The 20,313-nt window shown below is 60.0% G+C and carries 17 protein-coding genes; 3 read left to right on the top strand and 14 right to left on the bottom strand.

Going from position 1 to position 20,313, the window contains the following annotated elements:
- Nucleotides 1-270: 270 nt before the first annotated feature.
- The 3 genes from ACIK7D_RS14645 to ACIK7D_RS14635 are packed head-to-tail and all read left to right on the top strand — an operon-like array spanning nucleotide 271 to nucleotide 2,858.
- Nucleotides 271-990 carry a FadR/GntR family transcriptional regulator gene (locus ACIK7D_RS14645; protein WP_065657704.1) on the top strand — a complete coding sequence of 240 codons (720 nt, stop codon included), beginning with the start codon at nucleotides 271-273 and terminating at the stop codon, nucleotides 988-990.
- Between the two features lie 58 nt (nucleotides 991-1,048).
- On the top strand, nucleotides 1,049-1,930 hold the full coding sequence (locus ACIK7D_RS14640) for an SMP-30/gluconolactonase/LRE family protein (protein ID WP_400156640.1): 882 nt from the start codon (nucleotides 1,049-1,051) through the stop codon (nucleotides 1,928-1,930).
- 31 nt (nucleotides 1,931-1,961) lie between these two features.
- The gene (locus tag ACIK7D_RS14635) at nucleotides 1,962-2,858 is read left to right on the top strand and encodes a dihydrodipicolinate synthase family protein (RefSeq protein ID WP_400156639.1); all 897 of its coding nucleotides are present in this window, start codon (nucleotides 1,962-1,964) and stop codon (nucleotides 2,856-2,858) included.
- A 90-nt stretch (nucleotides 2,859-2,948) separates the two neighbouring features.
- Here the strand turns inward: ACIK7D_RS14635 and ACIK7D_RS14630 are convergent, their stop codons facing one another.
- The 14 genes from ACIK7D_RS14630 to ACIK7D_RS14565 all read right to left on the bottom strand — a co-directional run bounded on the left by ACIK7D_RS14630 (nucleotide 2,949) and on the right by ACIK7D_RS14565 (nucleotide 20,281).
- On the bottom strand, nucleotides 2,949-4,601 hold the full coding sequence (locus tag ACIK7D_RS14630; protein ID WP_127757118.1) for an OFA family MFS transporter: 1,653 nt from the start codon (nucleotides 4,599-4,601) through the stop codon (nucleotides 2,949-2,951).
- Between the two features lie 115 nt (nucleotides 4,602-4,716).
- Nucleotides 4,717-5,061 (bottom strand): formate dehydrogenase subunit delta, encoded by a 345-nt coding sequence (locus ACIK7D_RS14625; protein WP_127757119.1) that lies wholly within the window; start codon nucleotides 5,059-5,061, stop codon nucleotides 4,717-4,719.
- A 71-nt stretch (nucleotides 5,062-5,132) separates the two neighbouring features.
- Nucleotides 5,133-8,015: a formate dehydrogenase subunit alpha gene (gene fdhF, locus ACIK7D_RS14620; protein WP_400156638.1), complete on the bottom strand. Its 2,883-nt coding sequence runs from the start codon at nucleotides 8,013-8,015 to the stop codon at nucleotides 5,133-5,135.
- A gap of 4 nt (nucleotides 8,016-8,019) precedes the next feature.
- Nucleotides 8,020-9,576, bottom strand: a complete 1,557-nt coding sequence (locus ACIK7D_RS14615) for a formate dehydrogenase beta subunit (RefSeq protein WP_400156637.1) — start codon at nucleotides 9,574-9,576, stop codon at nucleotides 8,020-8,022.
- On the bottom strand, nucleotides 9,573-10,052 hold the full coding sequence (locus tag ACIK7D_RS14610; RefSeq protein ID WP_400156636.1) for a formate dehydrogenase subunit gamma: 480 nt from the start codon (nucleotides 10,050-10,052) through the stop codon (nucleotides 9,573-9,575). Before ACIK7D_RS14610 ends, ACIK7D_RS14615 begins: the two co-directional genes overlap by 4 nt.
- Nucleotides 10,053-10,156: 104 nt before the next feature.
- On the bottom strand, nucleotides 10,157-11,092 hold the full coding sequence (locus ACIK7D_RS14605) for a LysR family transcriptional regulator (RefSeq protein WP_003521693.1): 936 nt from the start codon (nucleotides 11,090-11,092) through the stop codon (nucleotides 10,157-10,159).
- A 348-nt stretch (nucleotides 11,093-11,440) separates the two neighbouring features.
- On the bottom strand, nucleotides 11,441-12,070 hold the full coding sequence (locus ACIK7D_RS14600; RefSeq protein WP_400156635.1) for a flavin reductase family protein: 630 nt from the start codon (nucleotides 12,068-12,070) through the stop codon (nucleotides 11,441-11,443).
- Nucleotides 12,071-12,387: 317 nt separating this feature from the next.
- Nucleotides 12,388-13,515 carry a porin gene (locus tag ACIK7D_RS14595; protein ID WP_400156634.1) on the bottom strand — a complete coding sequence of 376 codons (1,128 nt, stop codon included), beginning with the start codon at nucleotides 13,513-13,515 and terminating at the stop codon, nucleotides 12,388-12,390.
- A 459-nt stretch (nucleotides 13,516-13,974) separates the two neighbouring features.
- On the bottom strand, nucleotides 13,975-16,149 hold the full coding sequence (locus ACIK7D_RS14590) for a putative bifunctional diguanylate cyclase/phosphodiesterase (protein ID WP_400156633.1): 2,175 nt from the start codon (nucleotides 16,147-16,149) through the stop codon (nucleotides 13,975-13,977).
- 229 nt (nucleotides 16,150-16,378) lie between these two features.
- Nucleotides 16,379-17,314 (bottom strand): 2-hydroxyacid dehydrogenase, encoded by a 936-nt coding sequence (locus ACIK7D_RS14585; RefSeq protein WP_400156632.1) that lies wholly within the window; start codon nucleotides 17,312-17,314, stop codon nucleotides 16,379-16,381.
- Nucleotides 17,315-17,337: 23 nt separating this feature from the next.
- The gene (locus ACIK7D_RS14580) at nucleotides 17,338-18,069 is read right to left on the bottom strand and encodes an amino acid ABC transporter ATP-binding protein (RefSeq protein WP_003521699.1); all 732 of its coding nucleotides are present in this window, start codon (nucleotides 18,067-18,069) and stop codon (nucleotides 17,338-17,340) included.
- The gene (locus ACIK7D_RS14575; RefSeq protein WP_127757127.1) at nucleotides 18,050-18,709 is read right to left on the bottom strand and encodes an amino acid ABC transporter permease; all 660 of its coding nucleotides are present in this window, start codon (nucleotides 18,707-18,709) and stop codon (nucleotides 18,050-18,052) included. The genes ACIK7D_RS14580 and ACIK7D_RS14575 overlap by 20 nt, the downstream gene beginning before the upstream one ends.
- A complete protein-coding gene (locus tag ACIK7D_RS14570) occupies nucleotides 18,706-19,410 on the bottom strand; it encodes an amino acid ABC transporter permease (RefSeq protein ID WP_003505665.1) in 705 nt (234 codons plus the stop codon). The genes ACIK7D_RS14575 and ACIK7D_RS14570 overlap by 4 nt, the downstream gene beginning before the upstream one ends.
- 67 nt (nucleotides 19,411-19,477) lie before the next feature.
- Nucleotides 19,478-20,281: a transporter substrate-binding domain-containing protein gene (locus tag ACIK7D_RS14565; protein ID WP_020811663.1), complete on the bottom strand. Its 804-nt coding sequence runs from the start codon at nucleotides 20,279-20,281 to the stop codon at nucleotides 19,478-19,480.
- Between the last annotated feature and the right edge of the window lie 32 nt (nucleotides 20,282-20,313).

Below are 20,313 nucleotides of genomic sequence, written 5' to 3'. Positions count from 1 at the left end.
GAGACGGCTTTCACCGAACCGCGACGGCCCTCCCGGCCAGCCAGCACGCCGATCCTCCATCGGCAGGGGCAAACCATATGGGCCTTTTCAGATGATTACAAGTATTGACAGATTTTTACATCTTTTTTATTTGTAGGCCGGTTTTCAGGATCAGGCTTGAAGAAAAATCGGTAGGACAGCCCCCTCGCGCACAAATATCCCGGTATTTCTGTTGCGATTGAAATGCAGGAAACCCATTAACTTCAGCGATTTGCAACGGAAGGGCTGCTGATGGACAATCACACTGCATCTGCCGCCGCTCGAGGCGAGACTCGGCTGAGCGACATCATCTACGAAAAAATCGTCGGCATGATTTCGGACGGGCGGTTTCCCGTGAACGAGCGGCTGCCATCGGAACAGAATCTGGCGTCGCTGTTCGGCGCATCGCGGCCAGTTGTGCGGGAAGCGCTGGAGCGGCTTCGGAACGACGAGCTTATCGTTTCGCAAAAGGGATCCGGCTCCTATGTACGCCAGCAGCCGGATTCTTCCGTGTTGCAACAGGTGCCGGTCGGCTCGCTGGCAGACGTGCAGCGTTTTTTTGAGTTCAGGGCCGGATTGGAGGCTTCCGCGGCCGAGCTTGCGGCGCGCAACTGGCAGGCAGCGGACAGGTTGCGTATCGAGCAGGCGATTGCCGCGCTGGAACAGTGTCTAGAACGCAACGATCTCGGCGCGGAGGAAGACTTCGCCCTGCACGAAGCCATCGCGAAGGCGAGCCATAACCAGTTCCACATCACGGTGCGAATATGGTTCAAGCCCCATTTCGCCATCGGCCAGTCGGTAACACGCAGCCTCAGCCTCAAGCGGACGCCGCAGCATGTGCGCGAAGTCCAGAACGAGCACACGGCCATCGTGGAAGCAATTTTTGCGCGGCGTGAGCAGGCCGCGCATGACGCGATGAAAGACCACATATTGAAGGCGCGCGCCCGCATGTTTCAGGGCGTCGGCAGCTAGGCCGCACCCTGGAATGTCGAAAATAGAATCATAAAAGGCGGATGAGGGAGAGGAACCAGTGAGCCAGCCGCATATCATAGAACCGAAGCTCCGTTCCCTGATCGATACCCCGCTGAAGGTCGGCGAATCGCCTGCCTGGGACGAACGGACCGGCGATTTGTGGTTCGTCGATATTCTCGCGCCCGCCATTTTCCGCCTGCATCCCGGCGGAAAACTCGACAGATACGACATGCCCGCCCAGGTGGGCTGTCTCGGCCTTTGCGACAATGGCTTGATCGTGGCGGGCCTCAAGACCGGCGTGCATCTTCTTAATCCCGCGAGCGGCAAGCTCGATCTTCTGTGCGACCCGGACGACGGGCGGCCCGACAGCCGCCTCAACGACGGAAAGGTTGGTCCGGACGGCTATTTCTGGGTGGGGACCCGCGACGAGGCCGCGATACAGACAGGCAATGCACGCCTCTATCGCGTCGCCCCGGACGGCGGCATCGAATGCATCATCGATGGCGACATGTTCACATCTAACGGGCTTGCCTGGAGCCCGGACGGCAGGCGCATGTACCATTCCGACAGCAGCGGCCTCATGTATCAGGCGTTCGATTTCGATGTCGCGACCGGCAGGCTGGGCCCGGCCGAACGCCTGCACGATTTCGCGCCGGATGAAGGCAGGCCGGACGGTGCAGCGACCGATTGCGAAGGTTGTTACTGGAGCGCCGGCGTTCAGGCGGGACGTCTCAACCGCTTTTCACCGGACGGCGAATTGTTCGAGGTCTACAGGCTGCCGTTCAAGGGGCCGACCATGCCGTGTTTCGGCGGTCCCGACCTCAAGACGATCTACCTCACAAGTCTCGTCACCGAGACGGACGGAATAACCACCGCAGGCACGGTTGTCGCATTCGATGCCCCGGTCGCCGGCACGCCCGTTCACAAATTCTCCATCTGAAGATGACTTTTGATCTTAAGGAACCCAGTTGATGACGACATTCGATTTTCGCCAGGCCCTGCAGGGTATCTCCGGCGTTCCGGTAACGGCTTACGATGCAAGCGGCGAAGTGCAGACCGGTGTCACCGCCGAGGTTTACGCCCGCGTCGCAAAGGCAGGCATCCACAATATCGTTGCGGCAGGCAATACCGGCGAATTCTACGCCTTGACGCCCGCGGAAATTCTGAAGGTTTATGAGGCTGCAATAAAAGGCGTCGGCGGCAAAGCCCCGGTTACGGCGGCGATCGGACGCTCGCAGCGCGAGGCCCTCTCCATGGCGCGTCAGGCAAAAGAAATGGGCGCATCCGCCGTCATGTCGCATCAGCCGGTCGACCCTTTTGCAGCCCCGCAATCGCAGATCGACTATTTTATCGGCCTTGCGGAGGGCAGCGAATTGCCGTTGGTCGCCTATGTCCGGGCGGACGGCTTTTCGGTCGATGACATGGTAAGGCTTGCCAGCCACCCGAATGTCGCCGGCATCAAGTTCGCGACGACCGACATCATGCTTCTGTCGCGCGCGATTGCCGCTTCCGATCCGAACGGCGCTCTATATGTCTGCGGACTGGCTGAAAGCTGGGCGCCTGCCTTCGCGGCGGTTGGCGCGCGTGGTTTCACATCCGGTCTCGTCAATGTCGCGCCGCAATTTTCCCTGCAGGTTCACGACGCCCTGAGGGCCGGCGATTTCCCGGCCGCACGGAAGATCATCGAAAAGATCGAATTGTTCGAACGGCTGCGGACACGATATCGCAACGGCGCGAATGTGACCGTGGTGAAGGAAGCCATGGAAATTCTGGGGATGAAGGTTGGCCCCGTTCGCGCCCCGGGACTTGCCCGTCTGGACAAAGAAGATCGCGCGACGCTCGAAGGACTGCTTGCCAGCTGGCGTTGATGGACGCCATACCGGCAAGCTGCACGTTTTCGCTTTAATCAGATCATATGCCGGCATGAGCCGGCATATGCTTTTCGGGCCGATGGACGCTCAGCCGAACAGCGCAAGGCTGCTTTTCACGGTAACCCATACGCCCCACAGAAGCGGAATACCGACAGCAACCCAGGCAAGTGCCGCCTTGGTGTCCAGCCCGCCACGCCCGATGCCGAAGGAGCCTGTCGGGCCGGCATTGGCGGCCGCCGTCTTTGCCTGCAGCGTCGCGACCTCCGCATCCGACATGAACCACCTGTCCGAAAGCGGCCGCACGAAAGCGTTGGCCACGAGGCCGATCGCCAGCATGCCCGCCAGAATATACATGGTGCTGGTGTAGAGCGCGGGTCCTGGCGCCACGCCCGCCGCGATCTGCGCTTCGCGGATGTAGTTGACGACGACCGGCCCGGCGATGCCCGCAGTCGCCCACGCCGTCAGCAGGCGGCCGTGGATTGCGCCGACGAACTGCGTGCCGAAAATATCCGCAAGATAAGCGGGAATGGTCGCAAAACCACCGCCATACATCGACAGGATGATACCGAAGGCGAGAACGAAGAGCGCCTTGTTGCCCATCGTCGCAAGCGTCGGCGCCAGCGCATAAAGAATGATGCCGAGAATGAAGAAGCAGAAATAAGTGTTCTTGCGGCCGATCTTGTCGGACATCGACGCCCAGAAGAAGCGGCCGCCGATATTGAACAGGGAAAGCAGCCCGGTGAAACCGGCTGCAATCGCCGCGATCTGCGCCTTCTGCCCGGCATCGAGATCCGCAAAACCCACACCCGGCAAGCCGATCAGCGAGCCCGCGAAGATTTCCTGCAGCATCGGCGAGGCCATGCCGATGACGCCGATACCTGCCGAAACGTTGAGGCACAGCACCGCCCAGATGAGCCAGAACTGCGGCGTCTTATGTGCATCGCGCAGATGCACGTGGCGATGGGTTATCATGGCGCTTTTGGCGGAAGGCGCGGTCCAGCCTTCCGGACGCCAGCCCGACGGCGGAATGCGATAACCGAAGGCACCCGCCATCATGAAGACGAAATAGATCAGGGCCATGACGACGAAAGTCTGCCAGACGCCGACCGAAACATCCGTCTTGAAGTTGTTCATCAGCAGATTGGCAAGCGGCGCGCCGATCATCGCACCACCGCCAAATCCCATGATCGCCATGCCAGTTGCCATTCCGCGACGGTCCGGAAACCATTTGATCAGGGTCGATACGGGCGAAATATAGCCAAGGCCGAGGCCGATACCGCCAATGACGCCGGCGCCCAGCCACATCAGCCACAGCTGGTGCGTGATGACGCCGACTGCCGCCACCAGAATACCGCCGCACCAGCAGCAGGCGGAAACGAAGCCGGCCTTGCGCGGCCCCACTCTTTCCAGCCAGCCGCCCCAGATGGCCGCCGAGCAGCCGAGAAGAACGAAGAAAAGCGTATAGATCCAGCCGAGATCGGCGACGCGCCAGTTGCACTCAGTGGTGAACAGCGCACCCAGAAGGGTAAGGCTGGAGCAACTGGGGTCCGTGGCCGGCAGCGCCTTCGACAGCGGCAGCCAGAACACGCTGAAGCCATAGGCCATGCCGATGCATAGATGAATGGCAAGGGCCGCCGGCGGCACCAGCCAGCGATTGAAACCCGGTCTTGCGATTATTCGTTCGCGGTCCAAAAACCCGGCTTGCGCCGCCTCTCCCGCTGTCGCACCTGCTACTGCCATTGACATTACCTCCCTCGTGGATGTCTGGACATGTCACGTTCGCCCCGCCGGGCGAACACCGATATCGCCGAACGTCCCCCGTCCGGCCGAAAGTGTGATTTTGCGGTCGCGCCGCTCAAGCCCCTGTGCTTTCCGGGACGCTCGGTTCCGAAAGGGACTCACCCGCAATCGGTCCTTTGCCGCCCGGTGCGCCCTTGGCGTCCTCGCCGAGCCCCACGGCATCGGCCGCCGGATCGTCGGGCCGCTTGATCTTCTTCGACGCGGCAAGCACAAGCGGCAGAAAATCACCGGCCCCGGCATCCACCATCTCGAAGAACCGGCGTCGCATGCGCGGTTCCCAGAACTTGTTGATGTGGGTGGCGACACCTTCGATGCGAATATCCTCCGGCTGCGACAGAAAGAACGTCGCGATCTGGTTCGCCATTCTCACCAGCTTTTCATCGGTGTGGTTGAGCAACATGACCTCTTCCCCCGCGCCGGCTGCCGGCCGACGCCTCTGTGTGTGACAAGGCCGGGCGCACCCGGCCCTCCTTATTCCGCCGCCTCGAGCTTGCCGCTGATCCGCCGCGAACGGCGGCCAAGCGCATCATATTCCTCCTGCCATTCCGTCGGCCCGTTGGAAGGCGATACCTGCACGGCGGTCACCTTGTATTCGGGACAGTTGGTCGCCCAGTCGGAGAAGTCGGTAGTGATGACATTCGCCTGCGTGCCGGGATGGTGGAAGGTCGTATAGACCACGCCCGGCGCCACACGGTCGGTGATCAGCGCCCGCAGCGTCGTATCACCCGACCGGCTGGCGAGCTTGATCCAGTCGCCATCCTTCACGCCGCGCTGTTCGGCATCGTGCGGGTGGATTTCGAGCCGATCCTCCTCATGCCAGACGACGTTTTCCGTGCGCCGTGTCTGCGCGCCGACATTGTATTGCGACAGGATGCGGCCGGTGGTGAGCAGCAGCGGGAACCGCGGCCCCGTGCGTTCGTCCGTCGCCACATATTCGGTGCGGATGAACTTGCCCTTGCCGCGCACGAAACCGTCCACATGCATGATCGGCGAACCATCCGGGAATTTCTCATTGCAGGGCCACTGCACCGAGCCCTTTTCTTCCAGATAGTCGTAGGACACACCGGCAAAACTCGGGGTCGTCGCCGCGATCTCGTCCATGATCTCGGACGGGTGTGCGTAGTTCCATGCAAGCCCCATGGCCTGCGCCAGCTTCTGCGTCACTTCCCAGTCAGCATAACCGTTCTTCGGGGACATGACCTTGCGGACGCGGTTGATGCGGCGCTCGGCATTGGTGAAGGTGCCGTCCTTTTCGAGGAAGGTGGAACCCGGCAGGAAGACATGGGCGTAATTCGCCGTCTCGTTCAGGAAGAGATCGTGCACCACGACACATTCCATGGCGGCAAGACCGGCCGAAACGTGCTTCGTATCCGGATCGGACTGGAGAATGTCCTCACCCTGAATATAGATGCCCTTGAAGCTGCCATCCACGGCCGCATCGAGCATGTTGGGAATACGCAGCCCCGGCTCGTTGTTGAGCTTTACGCCCCAGAGTTTCTCGAAGATGTCGCGCGTCGCATCGTCGGAAATATGCCGGTAGCCCGGAAGCTCGTGCGGGAAAGACCCCATGTCGCAGGAGCCCTGAACGTTGTTCTGACCGCGCAGCGGATTAACGCCTACACCGGGGCGGCCGATATTGCCGGTCGCCATGGCCAGATTGGCGATTGCCATCACCGTAGTAGACCCCTGGCTGTGTTCGGTGACACCGAGCCCGTAATAGATGGCGCCATTGCCACCCCTGGCATAAAGACGTGCAGCGCCGCGCACCTCTTCCGCCGGCACACCGGTGAAGCTTTCGGTTTCTTCCGGGCTATGCTGAGGCTCGGCGACGAAAGCGGCCCAATCCTCGAATTCCGACCAGTCGCAGCGCTCGCGGATGAAGGCTTCGTTGAACAGCCCTTCCGTGACGATGACGTGCGCGAGCGCCGTCAGCACCGCGACATTCGTTCCGGGCTTTAGCGGCAGGTGGAAGGACGCCTCCACATGCGGCGTGCGGACGAGATCGATACGGCGCGGATCGATGACGATCAGCTTCGCGCCCTGTCGCAGCCGCTTCTTCAGCCGCGAGCCGAAAACAGGATGCCCATCGGTCGGATTGGCGCCGATCACCAGCACCACATCGGACTCCTCGACACTGTCGAAATTCTGCGTGCCGGCGGAAGTGCCGAACGCCTGGCCGAGACCGTAACCGGTCGGCGAATGGCAGACGCGGGCGCAGGTATCGACGTTGTTGTTGCCGAAGCCGGCGCGGATGAGTTTCTGGACGAGGAAGGTTTCTTCGTTCGTGCAGCGGGACGAGGTGATGCCGCCGATGGATTCCCGGCCATATTGGCCCTGAATACGCCGGAACTCCGAGGCGACATGGGAGAAAGCCTCCTCCCACGTAACTTCCCGCCATGGATCGCTGATCTTTTCGCGGATCATCGGGTTGAGAATACGGTCCCTGTGGGTGGCATAACCATAAGCGAAGCGGCCCTTGACGCAGGAATGGCCGCGATTGGCCTGCCCGTCCTTCCACGGCACCATGCGTACCAGCTCTTCACCGCGCATTTCCGCCTTGAAGGAGCAGCCGACGCCGCAATAGGCGCAGGTCGTGACCAACGAATGTTCCGGCTGGCCGATCTCGATCACCGATTTCTCCGTAAGCGTCGCCGTCGGACAGGCCTGCACGCAGGCGCCGCATGAAACGCAGTCGGAATCGAGGAACGCCTCATGCGCACCGGGCGATACCCGGCTTTCGAAACCGCGCCCTTCAATCGTCAGCGCAAACGTGCCCTGCACTTCCTCGCAGGCGCGCACGCAACGGGAGCAGACGATGCATTTGGAAGGATCGTAGGTGAAATAGGGATTGCTTTCGTCCTTCGGCATCCAGCGGGCATTGAGATCGCCATCGCCCGTGCGAGCCTTGACGTGGTTGTCGCCTTCATAACCGTAGCGAACATCGCGCAGGCCAACGGCGCCCGCCATATCCTGCAGTTCGCAATCGCCATTTGCGGCGCAGGTCAGACAGTCGAGCGGGTGATCGGAGATATAAAGCTCCATCACGCCCTTGCGGATCTGCTTCAGCCGTTCCGTCTGCGTGTGCACGACGAGACCGGGGGCGACGGGCGTGGTGCAGGAGGCAGGGGTGCCGTTGCGGCCCTCCACCTCGATCAGACAGAGGCGGCAGGAACCGAAGGCATCCACCATGTCGGTGGCGCAGAGTTTTGGAACATCTATACCCGCTTCGCGCGAGGCGCGCATGATCGACGTTCCCGCAGGCACAGTCACCTGCCTGCCGTCGATGGTGAGCGTCACCATGTCCGTTGCGTGGGATTTGGGGGTTCCATAGTCGAATTCTGTCACAAGGGCCATGGTCTTACTCCGCCGCTTCAACACGTGGGATGGGGGCAAAATCATCAGGGAAATGCCGGAGCGCGCTCATGACGGGATAGGGCGTGAAGCCGCCGAGCGCACAGAGCGAACCGAATTTCATGGTTTCGCAGAGGTCTGCGAGGAGTGCGGTGTTTTTTTCCCGCTCGATGCCGAGCGCAATCCTGTCCGCCGTCTCGACACCGCGTGTGGAGCCGATGCGGCAGGGCGTGCATTTGCCGCAGCTTTCGACGGCGCAGAATTCCAGCGCGAACCGGGCCTGATGCAGCATATCGGCCGTGTCGTCGAAAACCACGATACCGGCATGCCCGATCAGGCCACCGGCGGCGGTGAAGGCCTCATAGTCGAAGATCGTGTCGAACAGCGAAACCGGGAAATAGGCCCCAAGCGGACCGCCCACCTGCACCGCCTTGACGGGGCGGCCGGTGATCGTGCCGCCGCCGATATCATTGACCAGCTGCCCGAGCGGCAGGCCGAAGGCGGTCTCGTAAAGCCCACCATGCCTGATGTTTCCGGCAAGCTGGATGGGGATGGTGCCATGCGAGCGGCCGACGCCGAAATCGCGATAAAACGCCGCGCCGCGATCCATGATGACCGGAATGGAGGCGAGCGAAATCACATTGTTGACGACGGTGGGCCTGGCGAACAGGCCCTGCAAAGCAGGAAGCGGCGGCTTGGCGCGCACGGTGCCGCGCTTGCCTTCCAGACTGTTCAGAAGCGAGGTTTCCTCGCCGCAGACATAAGCGCCGGCGCCCATGCGCACTTCGAGATCGAAGGCCCGCCCGGAACCAAGCACGGATGGGCCGATGATGCCTTCGCGGCGGGCGATTGCGATTGCCTGCTCCATGACCTTGATGGCGTAAGGATATTCCGAGCGCGTATAGATGAAACCTTTCGTCGCGCCGACGGCGAGGCCGGCAATCGCCATGCCTTCGATCAGCACGAAGGGATCGCCTTCCATGATCATGCGGTCGGCGAAGGTGCCACTATCGCCCTCATCGGCATTGCAGACGATATATTTCTGATCCGCCACTGCGTCGGCGACGGTCTTCCATTTGATACCAGTCGGGAACCCCGCGCCGCCGCGTCCGCGCAGGCCACTTTCGGTCACTTGCGCAACGATATCGAGCGGCGCCATGGCGACGGCTTTTTCGAGGCCTTTCAAGCCCTGATAGGCGCGGTAATCCGCAAGCGACAATGGATCGGTGACGCCGCAGCGGGCAAATGTCAGGCGCGTCTGGCTTTTCAGGAACGGGATGTCCTTCGTCGGTCCGAGACAGAGACGATGCTCGCCGCCGGTGAGAAAACCCGCATCGAAAAGCGAGGCAACATCGCTGGCCTTGACCGGCCCGTAGGCGATACGGCCATGTTCGGTGCGCACTTCCACCAGCACTTCAAGCCAGAGCATGCCGCGTGAACCGTTGCGGACAATATGCACATCGAGATTGCGGTTGGCCGCCTCGCGGACAATCGCTTGCGCGACACGGTCTGCGCCAACGGCAAGCGCGGCGGAATCGCCTGGAACAAAAACGGTGACACTCATCGGCGCGCCTCCGCCAGAATGTCGCCAAGACAGTGCTCATCCAGTCGTGCGTGAAGCTCGCCATCCAGCATCAGTGCGGGCGCCTGTGCGCAAAGCCCGAGACAGAAGACCGGCTCCAGCGTGACGGAACCGTCGGCTGCGGTTTCGTGCCAGTCAAGGCCGAGCCGGTTCTTGATGGTTTCGGCAAGAGGCTCGCCACCCATCGACTGGCAAGCCTCGGCGCGGCAGAGCTTCAGCACATGCCGGCCGGACGGATGATCTCGAAAATCGGGATAAAAAGTCACGACGCCATGGACCTCGGCGCGCGAAATATTCAGCGCGGATGCGACGATCTGCTTGGCGCTTTCCGGTACGTAGCCGAATTCTTCCTGCACCGCGTGCAGAATGGGCAGCAATGGCCCTTCCAGGTGGAGAAGTTCGTCAATGATGGCGGAAACACGAGCCGCCTCATCTGCGGCAACCGCACGGATATTCATAAGCCAGTCCTCCCAAACCGACAGGGGCAGGTATGGCGAGCGGCACATGTTTCAGTGCCGGCGCAGCCCCTGCATGGTTCGGGAGAATGGCGAGGTCGGCCGGATCAGGTCAATAATGTGTTTTCGTCAACCGATAGGAAATTCCTATCAAAAGCCATCGCCGCTGCGCGCTGACGCGCCTCATGAAGAAGCGCGGAAACGAGTGGCGTGTGTGGTTCGCGATAGGTCGCGATCAGCCCCACCAGATGCTCCGCATCCGGCTCGGTAATCGGTATCATTCTGATCTGCTTTGGAAAACCGAATGATTCCGCTATGTTACGCGGCATTATTGAAGCCCATTGTCCGGTTCGGATATGCGAAAACAGCACAATCATGGAGTTGGACTCCAATGTCGGTTTCACCTCTACGCCCGCTTCAGCCATATGCTTATTGATGATGCGGCGGTTCTGCATATCAGAAGTCAATAGGCATAACCTAAGACCTGAAACCTGCTTCCAGGTAACGCTTTCCTGATCGGCGAGCGGCGTTCCGGCCGCTGCAATCAGGTGATATCGCTCGGAATAAAGCGGCACCGTGGTCACTCGGCCAAGAGGTTCATTGTCGAGATAGCTGATTCCCGCATCGATCTCGAGGTTTTCAATCTGACTCAGGACCTGAAGCGAGGTGCGTGACGTCACAGAAAAGGTCACGTCGGGATGCCGAGCCTGAAAGGATTCCGTCAATCGCGGCACCATCGCAAGCGCCGTCGGAATGACCGCAAGGCGGATGTGGCCCGCCAGACCCTTGCGCGCCGCCCGCATTTCCTCACGCATGGTGCGCGTATCGGCGACGATGCGACGCGCCCATTCCAGAACACGCTGACCTTCCGGTGTCAGCCCCTGATAACGTGCCGCACGCACCACAAGAACGACACCAAGCTGGTCCTCCAGCTGCCGGATCGCGGCCGAGAGACTGGGTTGGGAAACGCCGCACTCCTCCGCCGCGCGGCCAAAATGCCCTGCGCGCGCCAATGCAATGAAAAATTCCAGCTTGTCGATCATGCGTCCTCCCGCGTCGCTCGCGACCCTGCGGATGGTGCGAGCAGGAGAACACTAGAACGAGGCGGGGAAGCCCGCAAATGGATGCCGTTGTTTTCCTGAAACCGTACGGGGGGCAAGACTGGGTTCCGTCAGGCGCGGGCAGTCATGGGCGTCGACGTTCGGTCAACCACTCCAACCGCACTGGACGCAGCTCTATGACGGCACTGACCCATCCGTCGTTTCGCCAGACCTGCCGCACAGCGCCGGGAAGCGAAACCAATCGTCATCGCCACCTCGATGCCCTGCCCTCTCATTTTCTAGAGTTTGCGACGGCAGGCGAAAGGTATTCAGCTTCGGCCGCAAGAACCGTCACTCACCATCCGGCTTGATGAAGTCGGTCATCGCGGGCGCCTTGAGGACAAACTGGCGATCCGAGCTGATGTAATTATCGGCATGCAGGCGCGCAATCGGCTGATATCGGTCCGGATCGACATAGCGCCCCTCCGCATCGAGGCAATCCTTGTGGACATGCATGTGCACGACTTCGCCCAATACCAGGGTACGGCGCGGATAATCGATCAGGCGCTCCACACGGCATTCGAAGGCGCAGGGCGATTCCGCCGCAAAGCTCGCATCGATCTTGCTGCAGGGCGTGGCCGTCAATCCGGCAATCGAAAGTTCATCAACTTCGCTGTCGAAACCGAGGCCGCAGACGAGCATCTGTTCGGACAGGGCTATATCGACCATGTTGATGACGAATTCGCCGGTGCGACGAATATTGGCCATCGTATCCTTCTCCTCGCCCGTCACACGCGGCTGGATGCCGAGAACAACGATCGGCGGATCATGGGAGAAAACGTTGAAAAAGCTCATCGGCGCGGCATTGTTGTGGCCAGCGGCCGAGCGCGTCGTGACAAGCGCTATCGGCCGTGGACCGATAAAATTGGTCAGCAAACGATAACGGCTTTGCGGCTCAAGCGCGGTAAAATCGAATTCCATGGGAGTACCTGATTTATTGTATACAATAATATTTCATATTGCAGGCAATTACTCAATCACCCTGATCACGGGATAGCCGATTTTGCTGCATCACATTTGGGAGCAAAGGATAAGCAGCAAGCCCGCACGCATCCTCCAACCAATGGATGGAGCCGCCATCCACGCATCGACTATAAGTGCAAAAACTCCCCGGCCTGGAGGGGTCCGGGGAGTAAACCTGACATCATGTCAGAAACTTTGACTGGAGCTAGTTACTCATCCGTTCGGAAACGGGGTGGATCTGAGTTGTCTAACCCTACTATGCTTTTTGTAGACTATTAGAACGAACGCTGCAGGCGAACGAAACCGGTCCACTGGTCGCCAGCGCCGCTGCCGATGCCGCTACGAACGCGCTCATCGCCGTCAACGCTCTGGTAGTTAACCGAAACGAGCGTGGAGAGGCCGGAAGTGATCTTGTAGCCAACTGCTACACCAGCGCGCCATGCATCGCGGTTGCCGGTGAAGTCACCATCGGTGCCGATATCAAGCGTACGGAAGTACTGAACACCGGGAGTGATGGTCAGCTTATCGGTCGCCTTGACGGCGTATTCAGCAGCAACTGACCACTCGGACTCTTCGTAGTATGCGTTGGCGCCAGAAGCCCATACACCGGCGAGGCCGAACGTACCCCGGCCAACTTCAGCCGTCACGATGGCGCGGATCGCACCGTTTTCAGCGTCGGTGTCATAACCACCGAGCAAGTTGGCCTTAACGCCGCCGAACTTGGCGCCAATGATGGCGCTGACGCCGACATTGTTGTCGCCCTGGCGGTTCTGCGTCGTCCAGTTGAGCTGGTTTACGCCCAGATTGTTGCGCTGGATGGTCGTCGTGCTGCCAGATGTTGTGATCGAGTTACCGGCGATAACACCTTCCAGTTCTTCAACGGCAACACCAGCATAGAAGGAACCAGCGTCGTAGGTGTAACGGATAGCGTTCAGACGGGTCTGGTTCGAGCTGAGGTTATCGACTTCACCAGAGAGACCGTCATCCCACCAGTTATAGTAGAAACCGACCCTCAGGCCGCTGATTTCGATGAAAGCCTGATCAAGAACGACAGCGCGGCTGCTGTCCTGGTCGGCCTGGCCGCGGAAACCGAAGTAGCCGCGCAGAGCGCCGAGCTCGGTGTCCGAACGCGTGTCGACGTTGAACTGGGCGCGGGTGAAGGAATCCCAGTCGGACGTGCCGGACTGGTCACGACCGAAGTCGGTCTGGAAACGAACGTAACCGTCGAACTTCAGGCAGGTTTCGGTGCCGGGGATGTAGAAGAAGCCGGTGCCGAAAGCGTCGCAGACGCGAACGTATTCCATGGGCTCGGGCTCGGCAGCGACGATGGCGTCGGCGGCCTGTGCGCCGGATACTGCTGCGAGAGCCGCAGCGGAGCCGATCAGAAGGCTCTTGATGTTCATTTGTAATCTCCAGTCAAAAATTTTTCAACGAATGCGCAAATTTGAGGGCTGGTCTTTTCCCTGCCGCCCGCTTCCCTGCGCTGATTCAGCAAATGACAGAAGTTGCCGCAGACTCGCAATTTAAATCGACGAAACACAAATACAGACAAAGTACGTAATTCAGTTTCGTAGTAAAATTACAACAATTCAATAGTTTAAAATATAATATTTCTTATTATTACTTCAAAATAATAGAATTAATTACTTTTAAATATTATCTTCAATTACTAAATTATAAGGCACAAAAACAACAAACGCTCCCGTTCCGTCCGGATCGGGAGGCGTCAGCACTCGCGGGCATGGAGAAGCAAAGTGGTTTTCATCGAGGAACAGGAAAGGACGCAGGCGGCAAAACGTACGCCCGGCCTCTCCCGGAAAGCCATATCTGGCCGATCTGAAACAACCGGTCGCCCGGGCGGTCTACAGGCGGTCTTCGGGTAAGCCGGTCGTGAATATCGTCGTCTTCGCCAGCATGTCTTCTATCGCCTCTGCCGGCACCGGGCGGCTGAAGTAATAACCCTGACCGTAGGGGCAGCCGGCATCACGCAGAAATGTCGCCTGCTCGCCGGCTTCCACACCTTCGGCAATGACATCGATGCCGAGAGACCCGGCAAGCTGGATCATGATCGAGACGATGGCGCTGTCCTTGGTCTTTTCCGGCAGATGGGTGAGGAACGAGCGGTCTATCTTCATGCAGGACAGCGGGAATGTCTTGAGCATGCCGAGGCAGGAATAACCGATACCGAAATCATCCAGCGCCAGGCTGACACCCATCTGTTTGATGGCCCGCATGATCCGCACCGATGTTTCGACATCCTGAATGATGAGCGTCTCGGTGATTTCGATTTCCAGCAGGGACGGCGCAAGGCCGGTTTCCTTGAGCACAGACCTGATCTGCTGCACCAGCCCGCCCTGAAATTGTCGCGGAGAGATATTGACCGCCATTTTGACGGGCGACAGGCCGGCGGCGGCCCATGCCTGCGCCTGACGACAGGCCTTTTTGAGAATGCTTTCTCCGAGTTCGACGATCAGGCCGGTTTCCTCCGCAAGCCCGATGAATTCCGCAGGACCAAGCAGACCTTCGGTGGGGTGCTGCCAGCGCACCAGCGCCTCCACGCCGCTGATCCGGCCGCTGAAAAGATCGACCTGCGGCTGGAAGTGCAGTACGAACTCGTCCCTCTTTACCGCCTTTCGCAATTCCTCGATGCGGGTGAACTTCTTCCTCAGATCATCCGCCATATTCGGGGTGAAGGTGGCAATGCTGTCGCGACCGGTATGTTTGGCCTCATACATGGCGAGATCGGCCGCCGCGACGATTTCCGCGGTGGTTTCCCCATGCTCCGGGAAAAAGGCCATGCCGATGCTGCATGTGACCTTGATATCGTAATTGCCGATACGCAATGGCTGCGAGACAGCGGCGCGGATGCGCTGCAGGCGGTTTTCGACATCGTCCCTGCGCTCTTCGAGAATGATGACGAACTCGTCGCCGCCGACCCTGAGAACGAGATCGTTCTTCCGGAGGCTTTTCGCAATGCGCTCGGCGGTTTTCGACAGCAACGCGTCGCCGATGCTGTGGCCGAGCGTATCGTTGATCTGCTTGAAATTGTCGAGATCGAGAAAACCGATACCGACCCTTCGGCTCGCCTTTGCCGCAGCTGCCAGTATTTCCGGCAGCCTCGTATCGAGGAAACGGCGGTTCGGCAGCCGGGTCAGCATGTCATGATCCGCCAGGAAGGCGATATGTTCCGCCGCCCTTTTGCGGTCGATCGCCAGCCCCGCCATGCGCGCCGCCGCACCTATGAATTCCACCAGCGCCGCATCCGGCTGGCGGCCGGCCAGCATGCACCAGACGAAACCGTGCGCCTTGCCTTCGCTGGCCGGAATATCGAAACTAAACGCAATATTTTCTGCCGGATGGATAAGGCTCTCAGGATCGCTGACACTGGAGACAAGCGCGGCCAGCCCCTCCTGCTGCGCCAGTGCCGGCGAGGCATAAACGGAAGGCTCCCCTTCCGCCGCATCGAACACCCGCACCGCGCAGGCCAGTCCGGTCGCGAGATTTTCGATGGCCTTGACGAATTCCTCGAGAAAATCCTCGATACGCGCCGCCGCGACGATCATTTCCAGAATATGCGCCTGCGCCTGAAGCAGTCTTTCCGAAGCCTTTTTCTGGGTTATATCCCGCGAGGCGCCGACCACGCCGATGATGTTGCCGGCCTTGTCCTTCAGCGGCACTCGCGACATCATGAGCCAGCGATCGATATCGCCGCGCATGGCGCGTTCCTCGTAACCGAGATCCGGTTCGCCGGTGCGCATCACCCGCGCCTCGGTATCGGGAATGCCGGCGCGCCGCGCCGCTTCACCGTTAATATCGTAGTCGGTGAGCCCGATCAGTTGCTCGACCGTGTCAAAGCCGTTTTCGGTGACGATGGCGCGATTGGCGAAAAGAAAGCGCCCTTCCAGATCCTTGGCATAGATAAAATCCGGCACGTGGTCGATCATCGCTTCCAGAAGCGCGTGCCGGTCGGAAGGATTGGTGTTTTCGCTCATGTCAGGAGTGGCGGATGGCGTGACATCGCGCTTTTTTCGCGACATCCGGTTTTCTTCGGGTGTCTTCGGGCCTTTGGAACGCACCTCTCCGCCTCATCATTTTATAAGGAAGCAGAATAGTAGGATTATACGTATTATATAAATATGAACAACGACGGGAGATTGCCGGGAAACCAGCCTTTTGCGGCAGCCTCCCCGACCCCCTGCCGGCTTGAATCAAAACGGCGCAACCGAAGCTGCGCCGTCAAGGCCACAGGCGGCAATTCGTTAACGGTCACACCACCGGCGTCGGCAGTTCTTTGCCGGCAAAATGGGCATCGAGATTGGCGAGAACGAGATCGGCCATGGCGCGCCGCGTCTGGTGCGTGCCGCTGCCGACATGCGGCGCGAGCGTGACGTTGTCGAAGGCGAAAAGCGCTTCCGGCACACGCGGCTCATCCTCGAAGACATCCAGCGCCGCTCCGCCGATCGTGCCGTTCGAAAGAGCTTCCACCAGCGCCTTTTCATCCACCAGCGAACCGCGCGCCACATTGACGAGCACACCCTGGGGCCCGAGGGCCTTCAGCACATCCGCATTGACGATATGGCGGGTTTCGGCAGTAGCGGCGGCGGCAATGATCAGCACGTCGCAATTGGCGGCCAGCGCCTCGATGCTGTCATAATAGTCATAGGCGACATGGCGGCGGTTTCTGGCGGTGTACGAAATGCGCGCATCGAAACCTTCGAGCCGCTTTGCGATTGCCTGACCGATACGGCCGAGGCCGAATATGCCGTAACGGCGGCCGGCCACGCGGGTGGAAAGCCCCATATCGCCCTTCAGCCATTGGCCGGTGCGCACATGCTGATCCGCCTGCGGCAGCTTGCGTGCCTGCGCCAGAACCAGACCGAGCGCGAGGTCGGCAACATCGGCTGTCAGCACGTCAGGCGTATTGGAGACGCGGAAACCGCGTTGTTTGGCATCAGTCAGATCGACCTTGTCGAAACCGACGCCGTTGATGGCGACGATTTCAAGATTGGGAAGTGCAGCGCCGATATCCGGTGGCAGGCCGATATGGCCGCCGGTGACGACGCCGCGGATTGAAGCTCCCTTGTCAGCAAGGAACGCCGCCTTGTCAGCAGCCTCGAACAGCCGATGCACGGTGAAACGCTGCGCGAGTTCTTCTTCCAGTGCCGGGATGAGCGGGCACAATTGCACGATTTCAGTGGTCATGAAGTTTCCTTTGCGCCGGTGAACTACTTCACATCGGCCTTGACGAATTGTCGGAGTTCCGGCGTTTGCGGGTTGGCGAAGAGTTCGGACGAACGGCCCTGCTCCCAGATCTTGCCCTTGTGCATGAAGATGGTTTCGGTTGCCACGCGGCGCGCAAAGGCCATTTCATGGGTGACAAGGATCATGGTCATGCCGTCTTTGGCGAGGTTTTCCATCACGGTCAGCACTTCCTCGGTCAATTCAGGATCGAGCGCCGAGGTCACCTCGTCAAACAGCATCACCTTCGGCCGCATGGCGAGCGAGCGGGCAATCGCCACGCGTTGCTGCTGGCCGCCGGAAAGCTGATCCGGATAGGAATCGAATTTCTCCGAAAGGCCGACGAGTTGCAGAACTTCGCGGGCGATATCCTTCGTTTCCGATTTCGCCACATCCTTGACGATGCGCGGCGCGAGCATGATGTTCTCGCCGACCGTCAGATGCGGGAAGAGATTGTAGCTCTGGAACACGATGCCGACATCGGTGCGCAGCTTGCGCAGCGCCTTGGCATCTTCCCCGATGGCGTGACCTGCAATTTCGATGCGGCCCGAATTGATCTTCTCCAGCCCGTTCATGCAGCGCAGCAGCGTGCTCTTGCCCGAGCCGGAGCGGCCGATGAGGGCGAAGACTTCACCGCGGCCGACCGTCAGCGACACGCCTTTGAGGACTTCCAGAGCGCCAAAGCTCTTGTGAACGTTTTCAACGATTACTTCCGGCATGAAGCCTCCTTTCCAGCCAACGCGAGAGCTGGGACAACGGGTAGCAGACGACGAAATAAAGCACGGCCACCGCGACGAAGACGCGGAACGGCTGGAACGTGGCATTGTTGATGAGCTGCCCCGCTCTCGCCAGTTCGACGAAACCGATGATCGATGCGATGGACGTATTCTTGACGACCTGAACGGCAAAACCGACGGTCGGCGGTAGCGAAATGCGGATCGCCTGCGGCAGGATGACGTAGCGATATTGCTGGGCGCGGGTCAGCGCCAGCGATTCCGACGCTTCCCATTGCTGCTTCGGCACCGCCTGGATGCAGCCGCGCCAGATTTCCGCGAGGTAACCCGATGTATAGATCGTCATCGAGGCGCCGGCGGCAAAGAGCGGCGGCAGTTCCAGTCCGGCAAGGCTGAGGCCGTAATAGGACAGGAACAGGATCATCAGCACCGGAATGCCCTGGATCACCTGGATATAGGTGCCGGCGGCAATGCGCAGCGCCTTGAAATTCGAGGTGCGGGCGAGCGCCACGAAGAAGCCGACGATGCCGCCGCCGATAAGCGCAATGATCGTCAGAAGCACGGTCCATTGCAGGGCGGTCAGCAGGAAGCCGAATTCGTTCCAGCCGAAAGTTCGAAGAGTCATGACTGCACCTCCGGCATGGCGGTCATCGTCTTGCGGGCGACGCGGCGGCCGAACAGCCACATGCCAACAAGGGCAAGGATGAGCCGCAGCGAAAGCGCCAGCGCAAGATAGATGAGCGTGACGACGATATAGACCTCGAAGGAGCGATAGGTCTGCGATTCCACGAAGGCTGCGGCAGCCGCAAGCTCATGGGTGGAAATGGCCGAACATATGCTCGATGCCAGCATCATCAGCACGAACTGGCTGCACAGCGAGGGATAGACCTTGGCGATGGCCGGCACGATAATGACGTGGCGATAGATCTGGTACTTGGTAAAACCCAGCGCTTCGCCCGCCTCGATCTGCGACTTGTGCACCGCCTCAATGCCGGCGCGGATGATCTCCGTCGAATAGGCAGCGAGGTTGATCGTCATGCCGATCAGCGCCGCCGTATCCGCCCCTACCCTGAAGCCGAGGCCCGGCAGACCGAAATAGACGATGAATAGCTGCACCAGAAACGGCGTATTGCGGATGACTTCCACATAACCGTCCACGATGATGCGGACGATGCCGCCATTGATGGACCGCAGCGAAGCCAAAAGAATGCCGAAAGCGCAGCCGAGCACGATGGACAGGACCGACAGCTTGATCGTCAGCCATATGCCGTTCAGAATCTCGTTCTGATACTGGGCGAGCGCGCCGAATTGGAATGTATAGGACATGCGTCACTCCGTTGACATTTCCCGGGCCCGCCGAAAATCTTCCCGGCGGGCGCGTTGAAAGGCTCAATCAGAAGCTTGGCAATTGCGGCAGCGGACGGCCGGTCCACTTCACCGAGATACGGTCGAGATCGCCGGACATCTTCATGAGGTAGATGGAGGTGTTCAGCCATTGGCGCAGCTCGAAATCCTCAAGCTTGGTCGCCATGGAATTGCCCTGCTGGAAGAAGGTGAAACCAACCTGCAGACCGGCTTCCGGGCGCTGCTTGATGATCGCTTCGCCAACCGTGGACGGCAGGGCGACAGCATCGACCTGGCCGGCAAGCAGTGCCTGGGCGCTGGTGGAATCGTCTTCGTAAACGACGATTTCGAGACCTTCGACATTGGCCTTGCGCAGCGCGGTTTCCTGCGAAGAGCCGCGATTGACCGAAACGCGCTTGCCCTTGAGGCTGTCGAGATTTTCGAACTTCTGGTCCTTGCCGGAAATGATGTCCATGTTGAAGGCGCTGTAAGGCTGCGTGAACATCACGGTCTTGGCGCGCTCGCCGGTCGGCGCAAGCGTCGCAACAAGGAAGTCGACCTTGCCGGTCTGAAGGGCGGGGATGCGGGCGGGCGGTGTCAGCGGCACCAGTTCCACCGGCAGCGACAGGTAAGAGCCGATGAGATTGGCGACATCGACGTCGTAACCGGAAGGATTGCCCTTCTCATCCACCATGCCCATCGGCGGCGCACCGGTCAGAACACCGATCTTGACCTTGCCGCGCGCCGTGATCTCGCTGATCGAGACGGCATGGGCGGACGTGGTTGCGGCGAGCGTTGCTGCTGCAACACCGACGGCAACGGTCATGTTCTTCAGAAATCTGGATATGCTCATGGTTTCTCCTCCAACCTTATAGTGGCTGCCCA

The organism is Agrobacterium sp. P15N1-A (assembly GCF_044626815.1).
Lineage (GTDB): Bacteria > Pseudomonadota > Alphaproteobacteria > Rhizobiales > Rhizobiaceae > Agrobacterium > Agrobacterium leguminum.
This window is presented reverse-complemented; position numbering and strand designations above follow the sequence as displayed.